This is a genomic window from Bradyrhizobium sp. 149, assembly GCF_023073915.1.
In the GTDB taxonomy this organism is placed as follows: domain Bacteria; phylum Pseudomonadota; class Alphaproteobacteria; order Rhizobiales; family Xanthobacteraceae; genus Bradyrhizobium.
In genome coordinates this window covers 13,864-38,476 of record NZ_JADPKK010000021.1, presented here as the reverse complement: position 1 = coordinate 38,476, position 24,613 = coordinate 13,864, and the positions used below count along the sequence as shown (strand labels likewise).

Here is a 24,613-nt window from a genome sequence, read left to right as displayed (position 1 = left end):
CCGCGATACACTTGATCGCCTGACGGTAGCCTCGAAAGTTCTCAACCCGATTGCGCAATTTCGTAAAATTGCGCGTAAATGGCGTCCCTCGCTCAGTTTGTCGGGCTGGTCTGGGCGAGCGGATTGATCGAAGTGATTGAGGCCGCCGAAAAGAACGTCGTCGATGACGGCGGCGAAGCCGCGGTAAAAGTGGTGCTCACTGAAGTACTTACCGCGCCAGGGGATTGGACCGGAGCGGTGCCGCGGCCACCTCCTGCGATCGATTCACCGGTCGGATCGGAGCCGGGAACGGCAGTCGTCGGAACATCGCCCGTGATGCTTACGAATGACTGAATCAGATCGTCGTTCTCGGTGCTCAGGGCAGCTGCCTGGATAGCCATGGCGGTCGCCGGATGGCTCAGCACGCATGTCGATGCAGCCGTTCCCAGTCCGGCACCAATCGCGCGGTTCTGCGCCGGAGAACTGGCGCTCGAGAGCGATCCAATGCCCTCCACCGTCTCGGGGCGCATCGAGGCGAAGTCTCGAATCGCCGCAGAAAGCCTGCCTTCCTCCCCTTCAGGGATTCCTGTCAGCAGCCCAGAGGGATTGTCGAGAAACTGAGTTGCCTTTTCAGCGGTCACACCTGCAGCAGCAGGCGTGCAAGCCACGTCGACGGCGGTTGCCGCGTTGGATGTTGATGGTGCCAGCAGCAATGCAATCACCAACCCGGATATCGTGCGCATCTGGGAGCCCCAATTCCTTTCACGAATAGACATTTATCAGACATACAGGATTTTCGAAGACGCGCCGACTGTATTTAATGAATGGTAAACTGCCTATATTCTTTGCGGACGTCGCGTCGTCGATATTGATTGGGCCAGGCCGCAACCCGAAATTGCCGCAAAAATGACGGCGAATCCAGCAATTTGTAGTGAGAAATCGATACACGAATGCAACACTCCGAGCAGAAACACGGAAGCAGCCGTGGCTGGAATGTCTCGGTCACGAAGCCTTGAGAAAGCTCCCCAGAGCATCCGCGCCCAGAAGAAAGCGGCGATAGCGCAAATTGTCGCTCCCAGGGGAAGCCCGATCGAGATCATCATTTCCAGGGGTGTGCTGTGCACCTTGTCCCAGATGCCGTGACTGCCAAGACTTTCCGGGCGATAGGGCGGAAATGCAGTCTCGAAATTTCCGACACCGATGCCGAGCAATTCGTGCCCGCGCATTATCTTGAGTGATGTCCGATAGACTTCGGCACGCTGACCGTCGGTCAGCCCGAAAAGACCGACCCGACCGATCACATTTCCGCCAATCACAAGGAATCCCACGATGGTGGCGGCCGTGACGGCTCCCGCTCCCAGCCAGTAATGCCTGGATTGGAACCGAAGTTGCATGAGATGGAGATTGGCGAGGCAGGCGAGGCTTAACAGGGTCAACAGAACTCCGGCACGAGAGCCGGTCATGCCGGTGGCGACAAGACATGTCAGCACGCCGACAGCGAGCGTGGCAGGATGATCTGTGAACGAACTATAATGGGGCCGATGCGCCAAAAGCAGAGCGTCCGACGCAATCGGGGCCAGACGACCCAGGAACAACACCGAGCAACTGCCCCAAAAAGCGGCAGCAGTGTTGCGGTTCACGAACGTTCCCGTCGCATACGGAAGATAGTATTCCTTGCTCCTCCAGAGCAACGTGGTCGGCGCCAGGAGATGCGCGAGTATGCCATAGACCGCGTAGGCAAATCCCGCATAGGCGATCGCTCTCAACACCTGCCGTGCCGCCTTTTCGTCGGTGGCAAGCAGATATGCCCGCAAGAGCGCGAGTACAAAGAGCACGCAAGAACCGAATGCGATCCAGGGCACCGATGCCGTAGTGGAGATGCGGTTCGGCTCCGTCACCCCCGCGACATCCCTGGCAATCCGCCAGAAAGGGTCGGCGAGCACGTCACTCACCCCGGGGGAGATCTGGAAAACCGTGAGTGCACACAATAACAGTAGGACCGCTCCCATCGGTCCGACAACCCAGAGGTCCGAGCTGCAAACGCGGGAGAGGTTGGCGGTTAACAAGCTCGCGGTCAGGAGCGCCGTCCAGATCCAGATCCAGATCAGATCGACCGAGCCGAAGGGCAAAGGGGCCAATACGAAGGCTACAATCGCGATGAACCAGGATATACGATGCACTGAAATTTCTATCGGCAAGCTGCGGAATCGGCGATCACTTCATTAAGCCAGATGTGTAGAATGACCAAAATCGAGACAATTTGCTACGCTATCGATCGGCCTATCGGTCTCTGACAGCACGCGCGATCTAACCGAAGGCCCTACGATGGATCAACCGACAACGCCGCTCGCCGAAAAGCGCGAGGCCCCAGCCTCGGCCTGGACGCTGCCTACCCTCGAAGGCTGCGCGGTGCTGCTCTATTTCAGCCGCGACGCCTTCGCCGGCGTCTTCCGGTATTATGCGAGCCTCACGCATCTGGACGCCCTCTGGTTCGTTCCTGACTTGTTTGCATTCGCCTGCGTCGGAGCATTCACATACAGATATGCGTTCAAGCAAGGCAGCATCCTCGCCATCCTGCTCGTTCTTTATACAATTTTCGCACTTTTTCTCGGCTACGTATTCCTTGGAGAGACGAAGGGGCTGGCCTCTTCGATGAAAATGATCGCGCCCGCCTTCGTCGGATTTTGCTTTTGCGGCCGCGAGTTCAAGGACCAGAAACTCCTGCTGAACGTCGTCTATTTTCTCTTCTTCGCCTCGATGATCGGGATCTTCTGGTCCGCGCATTCGCGGCTGCCATGGGTCGCCTTCTCATACGAATCTTTCGGCGCGACGCGAACCGCGGCACGACTCTGGTGGACGGGCGGCGAAAGCCGCATCTCGGGGTTCGCCGCCGACAGCACCATGGCTGCGTATTTCGTGTTGATAACCTATGTCTTCACCTCCATTCGCAAGAGCGTGCTCTGGTGCCTGTTTTGGGCGGGTCCCGCCCTTTATGCGATTCAGGTTTCGACCAACAAGACCGCGCTGGGCGTCCTGGTGATCTACCTCGGCGCCCTGCTGCTAGTTCGCGCGTTCGACGAACGCCATCGTTTCGCTGCGCTTCGTTCGCTGGCGCTCTGGTCCTTTGCCTGCCTCCTCGTCCCGCCGGCTTTGATGCTGGCGTTCAGCGGGACCAATTTGGGCAGAATCGCAAAGGGCCTGTACAGCCTGCAGGATCGCATCAACAACAGCTGGCAGCTGCCGTTCGTCTACATGAACGATCTAATGCCGCTGGGATATTTCACCGGTTGCGGACTGGGCTGCTTCAACTATCCGCAGCAGCTGTTCTCAAACAAAGCCAGCTATTACGTGCCCGTGGATAATTTCTACATCGGAACCTATCTGATGTTTGGTCCGATCTTCGTGATCTTCGTGATCTTCGTGATCATGGCCGTGGCCAGGACTCGCGATATCTACAAGCTCACTGCCATCTTTGTGATGAACTTCTACACCATAACCGTTCTCGGTTACGGCCCTGCGAGCGGTCTGTTGGTGATCACCATGGCGTTCAGTGAAGTTTTCGGAAAGCCGTCGCCGCTTCTGCGCGCGAACCGCAATGCTATGGGGCAGCCGCCGCAGCTCCTGAAGGTTGCAAGCGGGTGATGGCTCTTCTCGAACGACCATCGGGCGCGGAGAGGGCGAAGGATTTCGCCAAGAGAGTATCCGACAGCAGGCACAATATCTTTGGGCGGCACGGCTCCGCGGCCCAAGCCCGGCTCTTTGAGCCGTCGATCCAGGGGCTACGCGGCCTCGCCGCGCTAAGCGTCTTGCTCGTTCATCTCTATGACATGCCTCTCACGGCCGGCTTCCTGCCGCCCATGCCGTCGTGGTTCGATGCAATCATCGGAACCTTCGGCCGCGGGGTCGAAGTTTTCTTCATGATAAGCGGGTACCTGATCCCGGCCAGCCTCGTCCGGCACCAGGTGGTTTCTAAATTCTTCATCGACCGCTGCCTGCGCATCCTTCCTGTATTTGTCATCCTTCATCTCGCCCTCTTCGTCATCGGGCCGCTGGTCGGATACAAATTCTTCAAGGACATCGACGCGCTGGACTACGTGAAGATATTCCTCGCGAACCTGTTCTTCCTCCCCGACATCCTGAACCTGCCGCTTGGGCAGCAGAACGCATGGACGCTGACCTACGAGTGGGTCTTCTATTTGTGGTTCGCGGCAGCCTACTATTTCGCCGCGCGCTCGCGACAGGTGACCGCCCTGCTCGTTCTGGCGGGGGTCATCGCCGTTCTCTACTTTCCGATTTCGGCCTATTTCATGGTCGGATTCGCGCTGAGAGCGATCGAACTGCGCATCGGAGCGCGAGGCATATCGGGGCTGTTGCTCAGCGTCGCGTGCCTGGCACTGATGTACATGCTGCTGGAATATGTACATCCGTTCGTGGGGCTGCTTCCGGCCCTCATCCTGTTTTCGACAGTCCTGAACCCGGCTTCGACCATTGCGCAGCAGTTGTCGAAGGCCTCACCGCAATTCGTTGGCAAGATCAGCTACAGCCTGTATCTCGTTCACCCGTTCGCGCTCTACCCGTTGCAGGTGATCGGGGCACGACTGGTTTCCCAGGGCTACTCACCCTGGGTGGTTTGGCCTATGTTCGTCGTTCTCGGGCTGCTGTCTTCGTTCGTTGCCTCGACGATCACATATGAGCTGATCGAGGTCCGGCTGCGGGAGGCCGTCGCGGCCCTCCTTGGTACTCACGAGCGGAAGACCTCGGTCGAAGTCCAGAGCGCGGTCGCCAGCCCGCTCTCGCGAGACGATCTACGCGACCATGCCAGGTTCGATCATCAGGGGCGCCGGCGTGAGTGACGGTCGAGCTTCACCTGAACGGCCTCGGCCGGCAGCTTCTTGACCGGTGCGCTACGCCGCTTTTTCGGCACAATGCTGGGCGAGATCGTCTCTGGTGGAGCGTCTTCGCCGAACATCTCTATATAATGTGCCAGAGGCATGTAGCCTGCGTCGACAAGCGCCCTCGCGCTATCGCGCGTGAGTTTCGCCTTCATTCCACCCTCCCCTTGGTTAACCCATACCTTCTTTTTTCTCGCCTTTCGATCAGCCTAGGCCCGGAACTGTAAAAGGTGCGTTGACTAATTTGCTCGGAATCCGGCAATCGGCCAGCGAAGGCTAAGATCGAATGAACACCGCGATCGGCCATCGCCTGCGACGACCAGCCTGGCGCCCGATGCACGAGCGGGAACCGTACGGATCGAAACTTGGCCGTTCAGCTAGACGGCACGCGAGCTCCCACGGCCAGCCTCGCCAACTCCAGGGCTGCGCATTCGCGAGGGCAGTCGCGATGGAAGCCAGCCGACCGATCGCCTCGTTGCACAGGCAAATGATAAGCCGGGTATGCACGTCGGTTCGGGATGCCTCCCCGCATTGCGGCCGCTATCTGACCTTCCGATCGTTCTGGATCGCCGAGCGCGCCTCAATATCGCAACACGCTGCGACGTGACCTGAAAGCTGTCTTGCGCACTCGGTTCTGACCACATCCCTGCCTGTGATGAGGCATGGCGGCCAAAATTTCGGCGAACCAGCGGCCGTCGAATGTTTTTCGCGCATAACGAGTGAACGTCATTCCGCGCGATGACGCTTCGCCTTTGACACCGGTCGGATGATGTGCTTGCCCTGCGCTATCACGGATTATCGGTGCCCCGACAATGCCAATCCCCCAGAAGCTGGTTGCGTTCGCGAATGTGCTCATTCGATTGGCGACGCTCGGGCTTCGATTCCTGCTCTCCTTTTACGTCATCAAATACCTGGGTTATGACGCGGCCGGCGTTTATGGGCTGACGGTCGGCGTGACCGGCCTCGCGCCGGCGGTGATCGGGTGGGGCCTGAATTATTTCGTGGCGCGCGAGGTCGTCGGATTATCGCCGGCTGAAGCGGCAATCCGAGTCCGGAATCGCTTGTTCGTCACAATCGTTTCGCTGAGTCTGGCTACGGTCCTGGCGCTATTGCTGTCGTTCTACCTGCACCGGACGGTCACCCTGCTTTACGCATTGATCGCCGTCCTGGTGTGGCTTGAGACAATCGGGCTCGATCTGCATCTTCCGCTGATCGGTCTCGACAAGGCGCTCGAAGCCAATGTGCTCGTTCTGCTGCGTTCCGCCGCGTGGATTCCCTTTGTCATCGGCCTCGGCGTGTTGTTTCCGCAATTCCGCTCGATCGAAACGGTGCTGTGCGCCTGGATCGTCTCGAACGTTTTTGCCCTTTTCGCACTCGGCATCATGGCAAGAAAGTGGAAGCTCGGCGGCGTGCTCTCGCGGGAGTTCGATTTCGACTGGATCAGCAATCGCCTCAAGAGGTCCTGGCACATCTATGTGAGCGACGTCAGCCTTGTCGGGCTCATGTATCTCGACCGATACATCGTGAGCTTCTTCCTCGGACTGTCGGCAACGGGCATCTATACGTTCTTCTGGTCGCTCGCCAATTCGTTACAGACGCTGGTATCGACTGCCATCGTTCAGGCTGCCCTGCCCATTCTCGTGTCGACCTATGCGAGCGGCAATCGCGAGGCATGGCGCGAAGCCCTTCGCGTTGAATTCTACAAGGTCATCTCGATTTCCACGGGTGCGGCTGTGGCCATTTTTGCGGCAAGCGAAGTGGCGCTGCGCTACATGGCCATGGAAGGACTGAGCGAACATCGGGGCCTGTTCCTGCTGCTGCTTGCGGCGGCGGTGCTGCGCTCGTGCTCGGATCTGGGCAATGTCGGTCTCCTGAGCACGAAAAAGGACGCGTCCTACGCGGCCATCAACACCGTCGGCGTCTGTCTTTCGACCGCAATGACCTGCGTCGGCATTGTCACTTTCGGCCTGACTGGCGCGGGAATTGCAATTTTCGCGACCGCAGTTATCCTGTTGCTCATGCGCGCTTGGTTCCTGGCGGGGGCGTTTCGTTCGACCGGCGCATCGCCCTCTCCCGACAGCGGCGGCTGAGCGGAAACGAAGACCGCCTTGCCGACCGGCCGAGGCCATTTGGATCTAGCCAGCGCCCAGCCGGCGTTGCGGAGCTCACGTTGATGACCCAGAAGATGACGATCATCGACAAGATCAAAGAGGATCTTGCCCACTACGCCTCGCGCGAGCACACCCCGGTCAGCTTTGCATTTGTTGCGCGCATGCTGTTGTTGACGCCGGGATTCCAGTTCGTTTTCGCCTGGCGCATCCAGGAAGCGCTCTTCCGCATACCGCTCGTCGGCAGGATTCTCCGCCGCATCGTCTGGTGGTTCACATGCCTGCTGTTCGGCTCGGAAATCGCCCTGGCGGCGAACGTCGATGGCGGTCTTTATATCCCGCATCCGTACGGAATCGTCGTCGGTGCCAGCGATATCGGAAAACGCGTGACACTCCTGCAGCACATTACGCTCGGCCGAAAAGACCACTCCGATCGGGGCAGGCCGCGGATCGAGGATGGAGCTTCCCTGATGGCCGGATGCGTCGTCCTCGGCAGCATCACCGTGGGCAGCAATTCAATGATCGGTGCAAACGCGGTCGTGCTCAAGGACGTGCCACCCAATTCCATTGCGGTGGGCGCCCCTGCCAAGATCCTGCCGCGCTCCGACATTTCACCGAAGTCCCAGGACGAACAGCAAGGTTTGGCGTCGGAAGTCGCCTAGCGTGACGCCGCCCGGTTGACGTCCGCGGCCTGCAACCGGTCTTCGGTTCTGGCCGAGCCGACGATGCGCGCAGGCGCACCCACGACCGTGGCAAAGTCCGGCACGTCGGATAGCACCACCGAATGTGCCGCAACGATCGCGTTGCGCCCGATCCTGATTGGGCCCAGCAACGTTGCGCCAGCGTAGATCACCGCACCATCATCTATCGACGGGTAGGCGTCGACGTCATGCGAAGCCCGGCCGAGCGTGACGCCTTGGTAGATCGTCACGTCGTTTCCGATCACGCTGCCTTCGCCGATCACGATGCCGACCGGGTGCGGCAGGCATAGACCGGCTCCGAGCCGTGCGGCAGGGCTCACATAGCATCCGTAGTTCCTGACGGTCGATCGCCAGACCAACCGCGAAAGAAACCTGCCCCCTCTGCCCCGGACGTTCAGCCAGGACGCGAGCCTTGCCCGTGACACGAGGGCGAAGCCTGGCGACGTGACGTAGGCGATCAAAGCGCCGGTCAGACCGCCGCGTGCGGCGTTTCGCTCGAGATCCTGTCTCCACATGCTCATTCATCACTCTGCTGGACGATTCCCGCCGATGCCAACGACCGGCTCTGCGGTGATGATGTACCAAGTTCCTCAGGCTTTCCAAGCGCCCATTGTGCGGCACTGAATTCGCGTGCAGCTCCGCCCGCGATTGAAATCCGACGCCGCAAGCATCGTATCTCGCGGCGAACCGCCCGGCGCACCGCCGAGCAAGTCAGAGCCAGCCGGCATTGGAACTTCATATGTGCCAGACAAATCCACTCGCGAAAGGATCGATAAAGCCGAAGCCCCGCGCGGCTCTCCTGCTGTGCTAGCGAGGGAAGCAAGCCATCCAGGCAATCTTGCGCTTCACGGCAACGGCGACACGAAACACGCAATAGACATCCGGCCAACAATTGAAGTCACGGCCTGGATCGTGCGCTCGACTGACGCAAGCAGATGCGGCGCGGCTGACCACGAACAGAGCATCTGCCAACCTTTTCGTCGCACCGACATCTTCGTTGTCCGTGAGAACACCGAAAAGATCTCGGGTCCGCATCGGCCACATCGAGAACATCAGACACGCATGATGGAACCGTTGAGCACGCGCTTCGCGGAACCATCGCGCGCACATTTGCGGCTGCGGCGCGCGCGATCGTCGAGCTCATTTAAACAGCACAACGAAGATAACTTCGTCTTCTTCAAACATGAAAAGCTCAAAGTTGCGTGGAAGAGATGAGCGAAAGTCTTCAACGTGGAGTTGCCCCATGACGACGACCAGCACTTCATCCGCAGTCCTCTCCGCGCATGCGTTCGTCGATTCAATCGCAGTCAACGCGCATGCAGCCTATTCAGCCGCCTCCGCCTGGGGAACTTACGCCAACTCGAGTCTGATCGTCGACGGCCTGCGCTATCTCGGCGTCACGACGATTCGGGATTCCCTTTCGATGGACCCGTCGTCAATCCCGGTGATCGATGCGCTTGCAGCGGCCGGCGTGAAGTTCGACTTCGTCGTGGCATCCAGCCTGCCGGCCTCGGGTGCGGCAGGAATTGCCCAGTTCCTCGCTTCCCTCGATGGCTTCATCACAGCCTATCCGAACAGCGTGATCGCAATCGAAGGTCTCAACGAGGCCAACATCCAGCCTTTCACCTACCACGGCAGTTCCTCCATCCAGGCTGCCGCCCAATTTCAGAAGGACCTTTACACGGCGATCAGGGCCGACGCACATCTCAGCGACGTCGCAGTCTATAATCTGACGCTGGGATTGAACGACGAGAGCGGCTACGCCGAACTCGGCGATCTCTCGGAGTATTCGGACTTTTCCACCTCCCATGCCTACGTCGCGACGACGACGCCTGAGAACTACGGCATCAACTACGCCGTCGATCTTGCAGCCACCAGTTCACCCGACAACCCTTCCGTCATCACCGAGACGGGCTACACCACGCTGGCGAGCTATTCGGGCCTCGGCGTCGACCAGCTGGTGCAGGCAAAGTCCATTCTGAATTCGCTCGCCGATGCCTTCAAGAATGGAGTCACCGCAACGTATCTGTACGAGTTGCTCGATCATGGCAGCAGCTCCGATCCTGAAGGCAAGTTCGGCCTCTTCAATGCGGATGGCACGCCGAAGCCGGCCGCGACTGCAATTCACAATCTGACGACGCTCCTCGCCGACGACGATGACGAAGGCCGCACGCCCACGACGCCGCTCGGCTACACGATCGATAACTTGCCCTCGACCGGCAACAGCATGGTCCTCGGCAAGAGCAATGGAGCCTATGAGCTGGTGGTCTGGGCCGAACCGCAGCTCTGGGACGACGCGAAAGACGTCGAAATTTCAAACCCGACCACGCAGGCTCAGGTTCATTTGAACAGCGTGCACAAAACCGTCACGGTCTATGACCCGCTGAACACCACGAAGCCGATCGCGACCTACACCAACGTGCAGGATTTCACCGTTCCGGTGAGCGATCATCCGCTCATCATCGAGATCGACGCTCCCGCTATCCCGCCGCCGCCAGCTGTGACCGATGTCACGGGCACCGCAGCCGAAATCGTGGCCGAGCTATCCGACCTCAATGCCGCCGGCACCGTCAACTCCATCACGCTGACCGACACCCATGTCCTTGCCGTGTCGACGAAAGCAACGATGGACTACATGATCTCGCACTATGGCAGCGTGCTTTCGACGATCAAGGGCGGCTATTCGTTCGCGGTGACCACCTTGGCGCCAACCTGGGGTCTCACCGAGAATTACGATTCGACCGGTGCGCTCACGTCGACCGAGGAGACGGCCTATCAATCCAGCCTCCCGGTTTACCAGCTGGTGACCTATGCCGACGGATCGACCGCCGCTTCCTCCTATGCAAACGAGGCCAAGACGACGATGACGGTCACCCATAGCGACAAGTCGAAGGACATATTCGTCTATGGAATCACGGACAAGCCGTATGTCACCGAGGTGACGCACAAATCCGCCTCGGGCGCCGTCACCGGAAAGACCTATATCGGCGCGGACGGAAGCTCGACCGACGATTATTACGACTCGTCGGGGTCGCTGGTGTCGGAAGTCAAGACGAACGCTGACGGCTCATCGAGCAGTACGCTCTTCACTTCGGGCGTCAAGACGGCAATGTTCGTCACCAATACTGACCAGTCGAACGACAATTTCTTCTACCACATCACCGGCAAGAGCTATGTCGCGGAGGTCCAACACGTCGACGCCAGCGGCGTTGTCTCATCGGTCGTCAGAACGCACGCGGACGGAACCCTGGACTACACCGAGGCGCGCAACCCCGACGGCACGACGACGTCGACCAGCTTCGACGCCAAGGGCGGAAAGATCGCCCAGGCGATCACGCATCTCGACGGGACAAAGGACATCTACGCGCTGAACATCAAGCAGAAGGCCTATGTGACGGAGCACAGCGGGTTCGACGCGGCGGGTCGCCTTGTGCTGTTCGAGCGCCTGCATGCAGATGGCAGCTACGCACAGAAGGTCACGATTACAGGCGCCATCACGACCACCCACAATTTCGACCCGGCCGGCGCGCTCTCCAGCGAAGTTGTGGCGGCCGCGAGCGGCACCAGCACGACTTCACTCTTCAGCGGCGGCCTCAAGACGAAGATGTACGTCACGAACGCCGATCACAGCCAGGACAACTTCGCGTTCGACATCAAAGGCCAGCCTTACGAGAACATCGTCCAGCACATCAGCGCATCAGGACAATTGACGTCCATCGTCCGCACACATGTCGATGGTACCCTCGAATACACCGAGGTCATCGACCCACAGGGCACGACGACCGGCACGCAGTACGACGGCCACGGCACGAAGCTGGCGCAGACGGTGCGCCATACGGATGGATCGTCGGTCCACGACCTGTTCAATGCCGCCGGGTCGATCACTCAGGAGATCGTCAAGACCGCGGACGGCCCCACCTCAACGTCTCTCTTCACGGGCGGCGTGAAGACCAAGATGTACGTGCTGCACGCGGACAACAGCCAGGACAATTATGCCTCTGGCGTCATCGGCCAGTCATACGTCAACATCGTTCAGCACGTCGACCGCGCCGGCGAGCTCACTTCGGCGACGCGCACCCATGCCGATGGCACGCTCGACTACACCTTCAAGGCCGGTGCGGACGGCAGCTCGACCGCGACCTATTACGACTCTAACGGCCAATTGGCATCCAAGGTCGTAACCCAGAGCAGCGGCGCGAAGGACGTCTATACCTTCCTGTCGTCCGGCGTGGAGGACAAGACCTACAACGCCTCGGGCGTCCTGCAGAAGACCGATCTGCTCAAGGCCAATGGCACGCATGTCGAGACGGCGAACGCAGCCGGCGTAACGCTGAAGGGCGGCAACGGAAACGACCTGTTCACGGCGGCCCCTTCGACCACTTTCGTCTTCAGCGGCGGCAACGATCATATCTCCGGTTTCCATGCGGGCGCTGCTGCAAACCACGACGTCATCCAGCTGTCCAAATCGTTCGCAGCCGACTTCGCGGACTTGAACATCACCCAGGCCGGAGCAAACGCAATCGTCCATCTCGACGAGGGCGGCTCGATTCTGCTCGCTCATGTCAATTCGACCAGCCTTACGCAAGACAATTTCCTGCTCGTGTAGGCTGCACGGATCGCGCAGACTGCCTCGCGGTCCGGCACTTGTCGTTCTTCCGTCACTTCGCACGCCACCAGGCGCACGAAGTGCCGCCATATTCGCGTTGCAATCATGCGAGCGGAAATATAGACATTGACGGGTGAACGGCAGATCGGATGGCGTGGCCATTCGAGGCCAAGTCGGTGTCTACGTACATAATCCAGAGATCAGCAAAGGGTGGACCAGGAAGCCTCATCCCGCAGAATTGAGCGGGGGCGCTGAATTGCCACAAAGCTCGTTTTGGTTAAGTCTGTCAGCGCAGATGCTCGGCCCGCACCGGGTTTGCCCAGGGCGGAAGCAGGAATAGCGTTGAAGACTGGGTGTTTGTTGTGTGGGTTGCATATGTCTCCATCAAGTCAATTTCCGAATGACGTCTGATTCCCCTCGGCTGAAGATCATCCACGTTGCCGAGACTATCCGCGGTGGGATCGCGACCTATTTTACCGAGTTGCATGCGCTTCAGTGCCAGACTTTTGGCAAGGAGAACGTGTGTTACATCGTACCGTCAGATCATCGGGCCGACCTGATCGGGATCGCAGATTCCAACATCGTCGCCTTTGACCGGTCGGGCCGGAATTTGCCCAGCCTGCTGAGGCTCGCGCTCGAGACCATGCGGCAGGTGCAGATCGCCAAGCCGGACATCGTGCACGTTCACTCGACGCTCGCCGGCCTGATCGTGCGAACGGCGTTCGTTTTCATGCGCAAACGGCCTGCCATCGTCTATTGCCCGCATGGCTGGGCCTTCTCCCGCGAGGCGTCGCGCTTCACCAATGCCGTCGCCAAGATCGCGGAGCGGCTGCTCGCCAAGGTCACCGACAGAATCATCTGTATCTCGCAAAACGAGTACGCGGCGGCGCGCGACGCCGGCATCCCGGAAAAGCAGCTCAGCCTCGTTCTGAGCGGAATGCGCAACGAGCGCCCAAATTTCAGCCACGGTGATGCCACTTGGAGCACATCGAAGCTCAAGGTTCTGTTCATCGGACGCCTTGATCGCCAAAAGGGATACGACTTTCTAATCGAGGCTGCGATGCAGCTTGAGACGTCCATTGACGTCAGGATGATCGGCTCCGCGGTCGTCAGCGAGGAAGGCGAGCATAACATGCCGTCCAATGTCACCCTTCTGGGCTGGCTCGCGCGAACGGACATCGAGGCTCAGCTCGACCAGGCAGATCTCTGCGTTATCCCATCGCGGTGGGAGGCCTTCGGCTTCGTCGCGCTGGAGGCAATGCGCGCGCACAAGCCGATCCTGGCATTTCGCGCAGGCGCACTGCCAGAAATCATTGAGGACGGAGTGACCGGCTTGATCTGCGATCCCGCCGGAACGAAGGCACTTGTGGCAGGACTAAGGCGAGCCTTGCGTGTTGATTTGCGCGCGCTGGGAGAGGCCGGCTACGAGCGGTTCGTGTCAGAGTTCAGCATCGACGGGACACACCAAGAGCTGCTTAAAGTTTACGCAGCGGTGATCACCACGTCGCACAAACATCTCTCCAAATCTGCCTTCTAGCGCGACGAAGTGGCTGGAATGCAACAGTGACTTTCAATGGTCCGCTGCAACCTCATCCAGACTTGGTCTCACATGGTGCGGCTGCTAAGAACTTCGAGCATGGTAAGAGTGAGATAGGACGCGCGTTTTGTTGGCATCGATTTTCAAAATTTCTCCTGCGCTTGCCGTCTCTGCCATCTGCCTGGCCGGCTGCGCTGGATTTACGCCGCAAGATGCCCCGAACGGAGCTTCGGTCGTGTCAAATGCGGCGCTGACGGTCGCGCCCAGTCCGCCGGTGCCTTACGCGCTTCTCGCGGTGGATCCGAATATTCTGAAGTCGGCGAATTCGATCAGCGACCATGTCAGCGGCAATTTCCGCAACCTGCCTGGTGGAAATTACAAAGACATCACCATCGGCGTCGGCGACATCGTCACCGTGACCGTGTTCGAAGCCCAATCGGGCGGCCTCTTCATTCCGCGGGAGGCCAGCGTCCGGCCTGGTAACTTCGTCGACATACCTCGCCAGCAGGTCGACCAATCCGGCAACATCACGGTACCTTACGCAGGCACGATCAAGGCCGCCGGGCTGACTGCCCGTGCGGTGGCCGACATCGTTCGCGAGCGGATCAAGAACCGCGCGATCGATCCGCAGGCGGTCGTTTCCGTCGTCGAGCAGCGCGGCAATCAGATCAGCGTGCTCGGCGAGGTCAATGCGCCGCTCAGATTCCCGGTCGATCCGGGCGGAATTCGCGTGATGGGCGCTATCGCGCGCGCGGGCGGTCCGAAATATCCATCGTGGGAAACGAAGGTCCGGATCAAGCGAGGCGGCAAGACGTACACGGAAACGATGAGTTCGATCGTGCGTCATCCCGAAGAGGACTCTTTCCTTGCGCCGGGCGACGTCGTCTATCTGTCACGGGAGCCGCGGGTGTTCATGGTCTTCGGATCGACGCCCTCGCCCGGCTCGATCGGCGGCACCAACAATCGCAGGTTCACGTTCGAAAACGACAGGATGACGTTGGCTGAAGCGATTGCGAAGGCCGGCGGCCTCGACGGCACTCGCGCCAATTCACCTGCGGTCTATGTTCTTCGTCTCGAGCCGCGGAATCTGCTCAAGTCCGCCGGGATCGACGTCGAACGCTTCCCCGGCGAGCTGGTTCCGACCGTGTACAACTTTGACTGGAGCAAGCCGGACGGGTTGTTCTTCGCCGACTCTTTCCAGATCCGAGATCACGATGCCATCGTGGTGTCTGAATCGCCGAGCACAGAGCTGATCAAGTTCTTCTCGCTCATGCTCGCCGGAACGGATACGGCTATTAACGTTCAGACACTGACGAGATAACAGACACCAGACTGGTACCGGGCACGCGGCGCTGCAATCCTGCAGCGCCGCTTCCGATGTCTCCCGGGTTGTGCGCGGCCCGGCTGCCTTCGTTGTGACTCAGCGGCGAGCCGGGCATTTGGCCTGGATACTGCAAGATGGCCTGAGTACGTCATAAAAAGGCGCTGGGTCCGCAGTTAAACGAATCCGATCCGCTGTTCATTTGGAGCTTGAACGTATGCGCATTCTGGTCGTCTCGGCCATGTTTCCTCCGAATGTGCTCGGCGGTGCTGAAATCTCTGCTTTCAACCTCTCTTCCTGGCTCCAGAAGCAGGGACATGAAATCGGCGTACTCACGGCTGCAAAGTCTCGCGAAGAAGAGAAGTTCGGCCAGCTGGTCGATGGCATGAGAATCTGGAGCATCTACATGCCGCGCCCATACCCGATCTACAAACAGGGGCGCGTCGACGAGACCTACCTGAAGCCGTTGTGGCATCTGCAAGATCACCTGGACCCGAGAAATTCGCGCATCGTCGGCCGCGTGCTCGACGATTTCAAACCCGACTTCTGCAACGTGCATTATCTGACTGGCATCGGACACAACGTTCTGCAGGAGTTCGCCAAGCGCGATCTCCCGATGATGTACGTGATGCCGGACCTGGCGCTGTCCTGCCTGCGGCTGACGATGTTCGTCGACGGAAAGACCTGCGAAAGGCAGTGCGGCGTGTGCAAACTGTCGGCGGGCGTGAAGCGGCGCGGAATTCTGTCGATGCGCAGAATCGGCTTCTGCTCACCGTCGCGCGCCAATCTCGAGCGGAATGCCGAGTTTCAGCCGCTCAAGCGATTTCCCACCGCGCACATTCTCAACGCGAACAAGTACCCGTCGCCGACAGTCCAGCGCGTCGAGTCGGAGGCGGTCCGCTTCGTCTACGCCGGACGGCTGCACGAGGCCAAGGGAATCGATGTTCTGCTGGAAGCCGCCGAGGGGCTCGTGGATCGCTGGCCGTTCACCTTCACGATCGTCGGCGGCGGCGGGCATGAGCCCGCCCTACGCAAGAGGTTTGGTCATCATTCGTGGATCAGCTTCACGGGTCACGTTCCCCTGCAGGAGGCCATCAATCATATCGCGACGAGCGACGTGCTTTGCATTCCGTCGATCTGGCTGGAGAACTCGCCGGGCGTCGTCATTCAGGCCCTCGGCGTGGGCGTTCCGGTGATCGGCAGCAACTTCGGTGGAATCCCCGAACTGGTCGAGCACGATGAAACGGGACTGCTGCTGCCTCCGGGAGACGTCCAGGCGTGGCGCGCCGGCCTCGAAAAGGTCTTGTCTGATCGCGACACGCTTCGCCGCTACCAGGCCAATGCGATGGGCCGCGCTCGCGAGTTTGATCAGGACTTTCTGGGCGCGAAATACCTCAAGTTCATCGACGAGATTCGCAACTTCCGCGGGCATGCGAGCCAATGAAGTCCACGAGAATTTTGAGCGGCAAGCCTGCCCATGAGCCTGCATCGTCGTATCCGGCACGCACCGGCGTGCCGTTCTCTTCGGTGCTGCGCCGTGCCATTCCATGGTGCCTGCTGTGCGGCATCACGATTTTCGGCGCCGACCGCGCTACGGCCGCGGAGAAAACCGTCACTCTGCCGCCGGTCGCTCGCGCTAATCCGGCAGCCCCGTTGCTGATAGGATCAAACATCCATTTCGGCCTCGTACGCACGCTCGGATACGACTCTGCAACCACGGCGCTGCACGAGCTGGCGCAGATCGGGGCTGCATCATATCGCGACTATCTGCCATGGCAGTCCTTCAGCTTTCCGCCTCAAGGGCCGGTCCTAGTCAAGTCGCAGCGGCTGATGAATTTTCTCCCCCAAACGAAGTTGAAGCCCGTCCTCAATGTCGGGGCCGCAAACTCATCCGTGCCGGGAGGTGTGCCGCCGATCTCCGACGATGCGCTTGGCGTATTCGATGCCTACCTCAAGAAAGTCGTCGAGCTGACACGGCAATACGATCCGATCTACGAGATCTGGAACGAGTGGAATATCGACATCGGGACGGGGATCCGTCTGCCGAGACTGGTCGGCGAAGGACCGGCCAGCGACCCCCGGTCCGCGGCCAACTATGTCCGCATCGCGAATTCCGGAGTTCGTGCCCTCAAGAGCGCGAATGCACATGCTCAGGTGATCATCGGCGCGGTGGGGGACGATACCGACTGGAAATGGACAAGGGCCATTGTCCGCGACGGCGCCCTGAACGGCGCCGATGGCCTGTCCGTTCATCTCTACAACCATTGCCTGAAACCGCAAAACCGAACCGCCAGCGAACTGATCGGCCGGGTCAAGCGTTTGCAACAGGAACTGATGCAGGACCGTGGCGGCGCCGTCACGCCGATCTACGTCACCGAATTCAGCTGGCCGACCTCTAATGAACCGTGCGGTGTCATGCCCCTGGTTGCTGGCAACAATTTCGCTCAATTCATCATGCAGAGCGCCGCCATACCTTGGATCAAGGGCATTTGGGTGCATGAATTGAAGAACATCGGTTCCAGTCCGACGGACAGAGAAAACAATTTCGGGCTATTCACGTTCAACGACGAGCCGAAGCCGGCCGCTTGCTTCGTGCGTAAAGCAACGGATCTGGTTCGCTCGGCCGATCACGTCGACATCCAGGAACCGCTTCCGGACGTCTTCGTTTTCAGGGCGCGGCGCGGCGCGCGGCAAAGCGTCGTTCTCTGGTCCTCGGGCTCGACCGTGAAGGCACGATACGCCCTGACGAACCTGCCTGACGCATCGGGACGGCGGATGTGCGACGAGACCGCGCCAGCCGCGGGCCCTCAAGGCGATGTGGAGCCGACTCCGATCGTCTACGACGTCGATGCGTCCGCACCGATCACCATACGGGTGCTCAACTGATGTTGTCGCGAAACCGACCTCAGCTTGTTCTTGGCACGATCAAAATCAAGCGAAGCAATGTCCACTGAACTCACCATTCCGCTGTTTGCAATACATCACCACAAGATCGGCGGCACTGAATCGGCGATCTACAACCTCATTCACGGGCTCGACAAGGCGAAGGCCGCGCTGACGCTCGCGTTTTCCGATCCGGGCCGCCTGTCGCCCGAGTTTCTGCGGTGGATGGCGAAAAACCCTGCGATCGCGCAGCAGCGGCAATACCCGCTTCCTGGCAAGAACAGCCGCTTCGCCGAAGAACTTCTGTTCGAATGGCGAAGGTCTGGGAACGGCTGGGCGGTCTATCCGAACTATTTCCTTCCGCCGCGGCGCCCCGGCAGCCGCGCGAGGTCGGCCGTGATCCTCCACGACATTCAGTACAAGGTGCTGCCGCAGTACCATTCCAGCAAGAGGAAGGCTTGGCTCGACTTCTATCTTCCCCGCATGTTTCAGACGGCGGACCTCGTATTCCTGATCTCCAATTCCGAGAAGGAATACGTTCGACGCCATTTCGGAGACGCGGCGGCCAACAAGTGCAAGGTCATCTACAACGCCATCGAATGGGCCAGGCTCGAACAGGGCGAAGTCGGCGAGCCAACCCGCAAGCTCGCGGGCCGGCCTTACATCCTCACCGTCAGCCATCCCTTCCCGCACAAGAACCTGGGAGTCCTCATCAAGGCTTTCAGTCGGGCGGCCCAATCGAATTCTGAGATCGAACTGTATCTCGCCGGCAAGGCCTCGGACGAGAAGATGCGCCTGATACGCGAAAACGCGAGTGAGAAGACCGCGGCCCGCATCGTGATGACGGGTATATTGTCGGATGCAGATCTCGGCGAACTCTACCGAAACGCAAGGCTCTTCGTGTTGCCCTCTCTCTACGAGGGCTTCGGCATGCCGGCAGCGGAGGCGATGGGCTTCGGCGTCCCGACGCTCGTCAGCGGCGTGACATCGCTTCCCGAAGCAACCCTGGGCAAGGCGGAATACGTCGCCGATCCGACCAATGTCGACGCATGGGCGGAACAGATGACCGCATCTTTGAATTCCGGCAAACGTCTGTCCGCAGAGACCGTCGCCGAAGTCCGAGAGGCGTTCGCACCTCACAGAGTTGCGCAGTCGCTTCTCCAAAATCTGGATTAGTGCATGTTACTCGTGCAGATTCTCGCTGAAAATAGAGGCTCTCCGGCTGAGTTTGTGACGGGGGTCATTCGGAAAGTTATGATATGACCGCATCAAGACCGAGAAGAGCCGCCGAGCACATCCAGGAAAATCGGAACCCATGCAAAGGATCAGCAGCAGTTGTGACGTCACACGGAGGCGGCGATCCCACCATGGACGCGGCTTGTCATAGCGAGCACGTTTTTGCATGACTAAGCCTTCAACTCTGCAGGAATCCCGCCCGATGAGCAGTTCTGGCAAGCTCCAGGCGGTCATCGTCAACTTCAGAACCGCTCGACTGACCATTCGCTGCGTAAAATCGATGCTCGAGCATGGCGTGGTGGATCCGGACAGCGTGCTGGTCGTGGACAACTGTTCCGGCGACAACTCGATCGACGAAGTGCGCAAGGCTCTGCCCGACGTTCGAACGGTCGTCGCCGACCGCAATGGCGGTTTTGGAGCCGGCGTGAATTTGGGCGTTGCGAAAACCACCGCCGATTATCTTCTCGTCCTGAATCCCGACACCTATTTCGAGTTCAACAGCGTCGCTCCCGTTGTTGACTTCATGGAGCGGAATCCCGAAACCGCCCTGGTCGGGCTTGACCTCGTCAATCCCGACGGAAGCCGGCAATTCTCGGCCCGGCGCTTCTACTCGATGTTCGACGTTCTTGCCCGGCGCGTGGACTGGATCGGAGCCATGGTGCCCGGGCGCACCGAAAAGCACCTGATGAAGGACGCTTGGGAGACCGGAAAGCCGTTCGATGCGGAATGGGTGATGGGGACGGGCTTTGTCGTCCGGCGCACCGCATATGAGCAGATCCAGGGAATGGACGAGAGCTATTTCCTGTACATGGAGGACGTCGACCTCTGCGCTCGTCTCTGGCGGGCGGGACACACGATCAAAGGCATCCCCGGAGCGAAGCTCGTTCACGACCATCAGCGGTCGAGCGCCGCCGGTCCTCTCACATTCGCAGGAAGGACGCACATTCGCAGCCTCCTTCTGTTCAAGTCGCGCTTTGCCGTGCCGCTGTTCCGGCCCCCTGGCGTGGACAGGATCACCAAGCGCACGGGCTGAGCTTCAGGCATCGGCATTCTCACGCTGCGACTTGACGAGGGAAGTCATCTTTCATGAAACCCGAACTTCCGAGAGAAACCAAGGTGCCACGGCAAGGACAACTGCTGCAGTTGAACTGGATCCGTGGCATCGCGGCACTGCTCGTCGTGGCCTATCACTGCGAGGTGACCATGCTGATGCCGAAGTATTTCGGCGTCGGCACGTTTCCATTGTTCAAGGCGGGCCATTCGGGCGTTCAGCTATTTTTCGTCCTGAGCGGCTTCGTCATTTACCTGGCGCATCATCGCGATCTCGAGGGCAACGGCAGCGCCATCGCCCGGTTCGTGGCAAAACGCTTTCGCCGCCTCTATCCGTCGCTTTGGATCGTGCTCGTTCCCCTGATCATCCTGTCGTTTCTCGGCTTTTCCACGAGAGGGCCGAGCGGCAGCGACGTCATCCTGTCGCTCCTGATCCTGCCCGTGAAGGAAGAGGTTATCCTGGCTACGGAGTGGACACTTCGCCACGAAATTCTGTTCTACGCGATGTTCGCCGTCTTCCTGTGGAACCGAAAAATCGGTTTCGGCCTTCTGATCGCCTGGGGCCTTGCCGGCCTGCCTCTCGCTCTGTTCGACGGGAAAGGCTGGTTGATTGATTTCATCTTCAACAACAACCACCTGCTTTTCCTGGCGGGAGTCGGCATTGCGTGGCTCTATGTTCGCGGATATTCCGCCAGCGGCCCATTCTTCCTTTTCGCCGGCCTGATCGTCTTCGCCGTCACATTCTACTTCGGGATCTCGAAGCAGATTCCCGCAAAGGCCGAGCTCCTGCTGTTCGGGCTTGGCGCGGCGGGAATCATCTACGGCGTGTGTTCGATGCCGTACCTGAACCGGCAAATTGGCCCGCTGGAGAAGGCAGGAGCGGCTTCATATGTGCTCTATCTCATCCATTATCCGCTGATCTCGCTGCTCGTGAAGATCGCGGTCAAACTCGACCAGTCGATAGCAGTGCCGCACGCCGTGTATTTTGTGGCGATCCTGGTCATCTGCCAGCTGACGGCCTTCGCTTTCCATCGGCTAATAGAAGCCCCCCTGCTGAATGCCCGCTCGATGCAGAACCTGTTCGTTCCCGCCAGGACCGCGACGGTCGCCTCGAACTATCAGGGACGCGCTCCGCAAATTGCCGAACGCAAGATACCGGCACCATCGTCCGACTAATATTCGCTCTCGCTTCTTTGGGGCGGTTCAGATCGCGGTTGCTGCGTCGGGCCGCTCGCCGCGCGCCTGCGGCATGAGACGCGACTATATCGAATTCAGCAACGCAAGAGCCGAGGAGGTCCAGGTATATTGTGCCAGCCGGCCCGCCTGACGTTGTCGCTCGACTGCAGACAGCGGTCCCTTCTCGATCCGATCGAGCATCAGACGCGACAATTGGCCTGCATCGTTCGGACTGCAATATTCGGCCGCGTCACCGCAAATTTCGCGCAGCACGGCGATGTCCGAAGCGATCACCGGGCAGCCGAATAGCATCGCCTCCAGCGGCGGCACGCCGAAGCCTTCATAGAAGCTTGGAAAGATCAATGCCGCCGCGTGCTGATACAGTGCGGCGATCGCCTCATCGGAGATGTGCCCGACACGCACCACTCGTTCATCGGCGATCTGATCGGAGTGCCGGAATACGCGCTCATCCTCCGCACCGACGATCACGAGCCGATGGGATACCGGGATCGACTTGATCGCGTCGGTTGCGAGCCGGATATTTTTGTTCTTTTTCGTCGACCCGATCGCCAGGAAATACTTGCCCGGCCCGAGCTCGAACCGCTCGAGTATCGAAGAGTCCGGTTTGACCCCGGCCAGATGTTCCGCACTGTTCGAGCAGACCGTGATGGCATAGGACGGGATACCGAGGACAGCCGAGAGCTCGCTCCGGGAGAACCTTGATACGGTGATGAGGTTCGCGGTCCTCGCGTAGAGCCGTCCAAGGCGGCGATGAAAGGACGCATACGTGCGGCCGAAAAACTCGGGATGGCGAAAGACCTGCGCATCGTGAACCACGATATGATGCCGACGATGGAGCACGGGCCCGGAATTGGCGAGGCTGATGAGCGTACCGTTACGCGCCGCCATTGCGAGATCGATCTGGTCCCAGGCATGTCCAGTTCGCGTTCCGACCCTTTCGATGCGGATGTGCTTCAGCGCCAGACGCTCCTCGGCATTCGAAGGCACCAGGAGGGTCCAGCTTGCATCGCTCAGCCGAGCAGGCAGTTGCTGCCGATCGATCAATTGATCGATTGCCCTGACGATTTCCGCGGCAAATCGCTGAACACCACTCAGTGATTGTGAGAGGAACCGTCCGTTCAGGAAGACATCAGCCATGTTTCAATGATTTCGCGGGCTTACGCCAGGGTCGAACGGCTGAGAACCATGAGGGACCATCCGCCCACAAGTCGAACCGTGGCGTCGGGAGCGGCACGAAACGCCAAGCGCCGTGGCCACGCGGCCAACCGCTTCTTCCAGGTCTTGTACGATTGGTCGATGGCCCAGGCCGTATAGAAGCTGTCGATTGTCTCCAGGCCGGATTCCGCGATCATCGACAACGCGCTGTCCCGGGAGAAATAATGGATATGCCCCAGCGAGCGACGGGCTTCGGGCAACACCCAACCGCGCCCGACCGCAAGAGCATTCATGTCGAGCGGAATGTGGGTGACCTGCCAACGAGACATCGTCCGCATCGCCCTGAGGAATTCAAAGGGATTTTCCACGTGCTCCACCACGTCAATCGCCATGGCCACGTCGAACTGCTTCCCACATTGGAAAGCATTCTCCATGCTGAAGCTCAGGTTTTCCGACGCCCGTTTGCGCGACAGGTCGTGAGCATAGGGCGAGACCTCAAATCCTTCCATTCTCGATTGCGGGTAGTGCTTGGAGAGAACTCCAACAATCGCACCCGTCCCGCAGCCTATGTCGGCAAGCGTCCTCCACTGGATGTGGTTACGCTGCAGGATCGTCCGGATATGCGCAGCCTTCCACGGCGCGTCTTCCTCGTGCCATTCCGGATTGTCGACCGCGTAGCCGTCCTGCCTGTACCTGCTTGTTGCGCCGGCCACCGGCTGCTCTGTCGAGGTGGAATTCATGCCGGTTGCGTCCTCACTTTTTCGTAGAAGGCAACAACTCGCCGCCCCAAAGTGTCCTGATCGAATTCTTGGATGGCAGCGTCGGCGCTGTCCTTGTACGCGTCGAGACGCTCCGGGTGATCAAGTATTCCTTCCATCGCCGCCCTCCAGGCTCTTACATCGCCGGCCTCCACAAGGACACCGTTTTTCTCGTGTGTCACGAGCTCCGGTATTCCGCCCGCGTTGCTTCCCATGACGGGAAGGCCGCGCCCGAGAGCTTCGATGATCACGCCGGGCGAGTTTTCGAACCATACGGACGGCACGAGAAGGAGGTCGCTTTGCGTCATCCGGTTGGTGACTTCCTGAACCGAGACATGCCCGGCGAATTCGACCCAGCGATGATGGCCAAAGCGCCGCTTGAGATCGTCTTCGCTGGGGCCGGTCCCCACCAGCGTCAGCTTGAACTCATGGCGCGCCGCCAACGGCTCGATGGCCTGGAGCAGAACATACAGCCCCTTCGATTCATGCAGGCGCCCGACATACAGGAAGCGGACGGTCCTGGACGCGCTTCTCTCGACGGTCGGGCTCGGCGGTTTGTTGGGATTCAGGATATGGGCCTGGGCCCAGCCCTGGAGCGGCTGAAGCGCCGACAAGCGGCGAAGAATGGCGAGCGAAGGCGACACGAATCCCAATCGTGGAACAGAGCGGAGAAACGCGAGTTTCGCTCTGGACGAAATCGCGCAGGGCGCGCATAGACGTTCGCATTCCCGGCCGGCCTTGAACATCGCCATCCTCACACAAGCGAGGCTGAGATCGTGCAGCGTGACGACGACCGGAATGTTCCTCGCACCGATCGCGCGAAGGGCATTCCAACCGACGCCTTGCAGGACGTGGATATTGACCAGATCGGGGCTAAACTCATCGAGCACCTGACGCATGATCCGTTCGTTACGAGGATCAAAATGGTCTTGAAGATGCCAGACGGATTTCTGTAAACCGGATTTCTGAGCCGCTTCAAACACAGTGTACGGCCGAGGCATATGAAAGCGCCAGACTTTGAGACCGTCAACGATCGCCCCCCTCACCTCATCCGCTGCTGTCGGCGCTGTGGTCAGGACGGCGACCTCATGGCCGTTCGCATGGAGCCACGCCGCCAGATTGCGCGCGGAAATTTCGGCTCCGCCTTGGACAAAGGGCGGAAAGAAGGCTGAAACGAAGAGAATCCGCAT

General features: G+C 59.7%; 20 protein-coding genes. 13 read left to right on the top strand and 7 right to left on the bottom strand.

What is annotated here, in order from left to right; all coding sequences use genetic code 11:
- Nucleotides 1-92 precede the first annotated feature (92 nt).
- Together IVA88_RS17475 and IVA88_RS32445 are read right to left on the bottom strand one after the other, a co-directional pair.
- The gene (locus IVA88_RS17475; RefSeq protein WP_247498474.1) at nucleotides 93-722 is read right to left on the bottom strand and encodes a hypothetical protein; all 630 of its coding nucleotides are present in this window, start codon (nucleotides 720-722) and stop codon (nucleotides 93-95) included.
- 93 nt (nucleotides 723-815) lie between these two features.
- On the bottom strand, nucleotides 816-2,159 hold the full coding sequence (locus tag IVA88_RS32445; RefSeq protein ID WP_247498473.1) for an O-antigen ligase family protein: 1,344 nt from the start codon (nucleotides 2,157-2,159) through the stop codon (nucleotides 816-818).
- 145 nt (nucleotides 2,160-2,304) lie between these two features.
- On the opposite strand from IVA88_RS32445, the gene IVA88_RS17465 reads away from it, so the two are divergent.
- Both IVA88_RS17465 and IVA88_RS17460 read left to right on the top strand, forming a co-directional pair.
- Nucleotides 2,305-3,621 carry a hypothetical protein gene (locus tag IVA88_RS17465; protein ID WP_247498472.1) on the top strand — a complete coding sequence of 439 codons (1,317 nt, stop codon included), beginning with the start codon at nucleotides 2,305-2,307 and terminating at the stop codon, nucleotides 3,619-3,621.
- The gene (locus IVA88_RS17460; RefSeq protein ID WP_247498471.1) at nucleotides 3,621-4,832 is read left to right on the top strand and encodes an acyltransferase; all 1,212 of its coding nucleotides are present in this window, start codon (nucleotides 3,621-3,623) and stop codon (nucleotides 4,830-4,832) included. The genes IVA88_RS17465 and IVA88_RS17460 overlap by 1 nt, the downstream gene beginning before the upstream one ends.
- On the opposite strand, the gene IVA88_RS17455 is transcribed toward IVA88_RS17460, so the two are convergent.
- Complete coding sequence (locus tag IVA88_RS17455; RefSeq protein ID WP_247498470.1) at nucleotides 4,811-5,026, bottom strand: hypothetical protein; 216 nt, start codon at nucleotides 5,024-5,026, stop codon at nucleotides 4,811-4,813. The two genes, IVA88_RS17460 and IVA88_RS17455, sit on opposite strands and share 22 nt — an antisense overlap.
- Before the next feature lie 657 nt (nucleotides 5,027-5,683).
- Here IVA88_RS17455 and IVA88_RS17450 point away from each other — a divergent pair.
- The gene (locus tag IVA88_RS17450) at nucleotides 5,684-6,961 is read left to right on the top strand and encodes an oligosaccharide flippase family protein (protein WP_256466804.1); all 1,278 of its coding nucleotides are present in this window, start codon (nucleotides 5,684-5,686) and stop codon (nucleotides 6,959-6,961) included.
- 83 nt (nucleotides 6,962-7,044) lie between these two features.
- Nucleotides 7,045-7,641: a serine O-acetyltransferase EpsC gene (gene epsC, locus IVA88_RS32440; RefSeq protein ID WP_276577898.1), complete on the top strand. Its 597-nt coding sequence runs from the start codon at nucleotides 7,045-7,047 to the stop codon at nucleotides 7,639-7,641.
- On the opposite strand, the gene IVA88_RS17440 is transcribed toward epsC, so the two are convergent.
- Entirely contained in the window at nucleotides 7,638-8,000 is a 363-nt protein-coding gene (locus IVA88_RS17440) for a hypothetical protein (RefSeq protein WP_247498468.1), read from the bottom strand. The two genes, epsC and IVA88_RS17440, sit on opposite strands and share 4 nt — an antisense overlap.
- Before the next feature lie 421 nt (nucleotides 8,001-8,421).
- Between IVA88_RS17440 and IVA88_RS17435 the strand changes: the two genes are divergently transcribed.
- The 9 genes from IVA88_RS17435 to IVA88_RS17395 all read left to right on the top strand — a co-directional run bounded on the left by IVA88_RS17435 (nucleotide 8,422) and on the right by IVA88_RS17395 (nucleotide 21,489).
- Entirely contained in the window at nucleotides 8,422-8,895 is a 474-nt protein-coding gene (locus tag IVA88_RS17435; RefSeq protein ID WP_247498467.1) for a hypothetical protein, read from the top strand.
- A 28-nt stretch (nucleotides 8,896-8,923) separates the two neighbouring features.
- A complete protein-coding gene (locus IVA88_RS17430) occupies nucleotides 8,924-12,286 on the top strand; it encodes an RHS repeat protein (protein ID WP_247498466.1) in 3,363 nt (1,120 codons plus the stop codon).
- Between the two features lie 400 nt (nucleotides 12,287-12,686).
- A complete protein-coding gene (locus tag IVA88_RS17425; protein WP_346657606.1) occupies nucleotides 12,687-13,823 on the top strand; it encodes a glycosyltransferase in 1,137 nt (378 codons plus the stop codon).
- Nucleotides 13,824-14,058: 235 nt separating this feature from the next.
- Nucleotides 14,059-15,144, top strand: coding sequence for a polysaccharide biosynthesis/export family protein (locus IVA88_RS17420; RefSeq protein ID WP_247498464.1), 1,086 nt, complete (start codon nucleotides 14,059-14,061; stop codon nucleotides 15,142-15,144).
- Between the two features lie 217 nt (nucleotides 15,145-15,361).
- On the top strand, nucleotides 15,362-16,588 hold the full coding sequence (locus tag IVA88_RS17415; RefSeq protein ID WP_247498463.1) for a glycosyltransferase: 1,227 nt from the start codon (nucleotides 15,362-15,364) through the stop codon (nucleotides 16,586-16,588).
- A complete protein-coding gene (locus IVA88_RS17410) occupies nucleotides 16,585-18,030 on the top strand; it encodes a hypothetical protein (protein WP_247498462.1) in 1,446 nt (481 codons plus the stop codon). Before IVA88_RS17415 ends, IVA88_RS17410 begins: the two co-directional genes overlap by 4 nt.
- A gap of 57 nt (nucleotides 18,031-18,087) precedes the next feature.
- Complete coding sequence (locus IVA88_RS17405; protein WP_247498461.1) at nucleotides 18,088-19,203, top strand: glycosyltransferase family 1 protein; 1,116 nt, start codon at nucleotides 18,088-18,090, stop codon at nucleotides 19,201-19,203.
- Nucleotides 19,204-19,429: 226 nt separating this feature from the next.
- The gene (locus IVA88_RS17400) at nucleotides 19,430-20,296 is read left to right on the top strand and encodes a glycosyltransferase family 2 protein (protein WP_346657605.1); all 867 of its coding nucleotides are present in this window, start codon (nucleotides 19,430-19,432) and stop codon (nucleotides 20,294-20,296) included.
- Between the two features lie 53 nt (nucleotides 20,297-20,349).
- Entirely contained in the window at nucleotides 20,350-21,489 is a 1,140-nt protein-coding gene (locus tag IVA88_RS17395; protein ID WP_247498459.1) for an acyltransferase, read from the top strand.
- A gap of 84 nt (nucleotides 21,490-21,573) precedes the next feature.
- Here IVA88_RS17395 and IVA88_RS17390 read toward each other — a convergent pair whose 3' ends face one another.
- The 3 genes from IVA88_RS17390 to IVA88_RS17380 are packed head-to-tail and all read right to left on the bottom strand — an operon-like array spanning nucleotide 21,574 to nucleotide 24,613.
- Nucleotides 21,574-22,647 (bottom strand): glycosyltransferase family 1 protein, encoded by a 1,074-nt coding sequence (locus tag IVA88_RS17390; RefSeq protein WP_247498458.1) that lies wholly within the window; start codon nucleotides 22,645-22,647, stop codon nucleotides 21,574-21,576.
- Nucleotides 22,648-22,667: 20 nt separating this feature from the next.
- Nucleotides 22,668-23,405: a class I SAM-dependent methyltransferase gene (locus IVA88_RS17385; RefSeq protein ID WP_247498457.1), complete on the bottom strand. Its 738-nt coding sequence runs from the start codon at nucleotides 23,403-23,405 to the stop codon at nucleotides 22,668-22,670.
- Nucleotides 23,402-24,613 (bottom strand): glycosyltransferase family 4 protein, encoded by a 1,212-nt coding sequence (locus tag IVA88_RS17380; RefSeq protein WP_247498456.1) that lies wholly within the window; start codon nucleotides 24,611-24,613, stop codon nucleotides 23,402-23,404. Before IVA88_RS17380 ends, IVA88_RS17385 begins: the two co-directional genes overlap by 4 nt.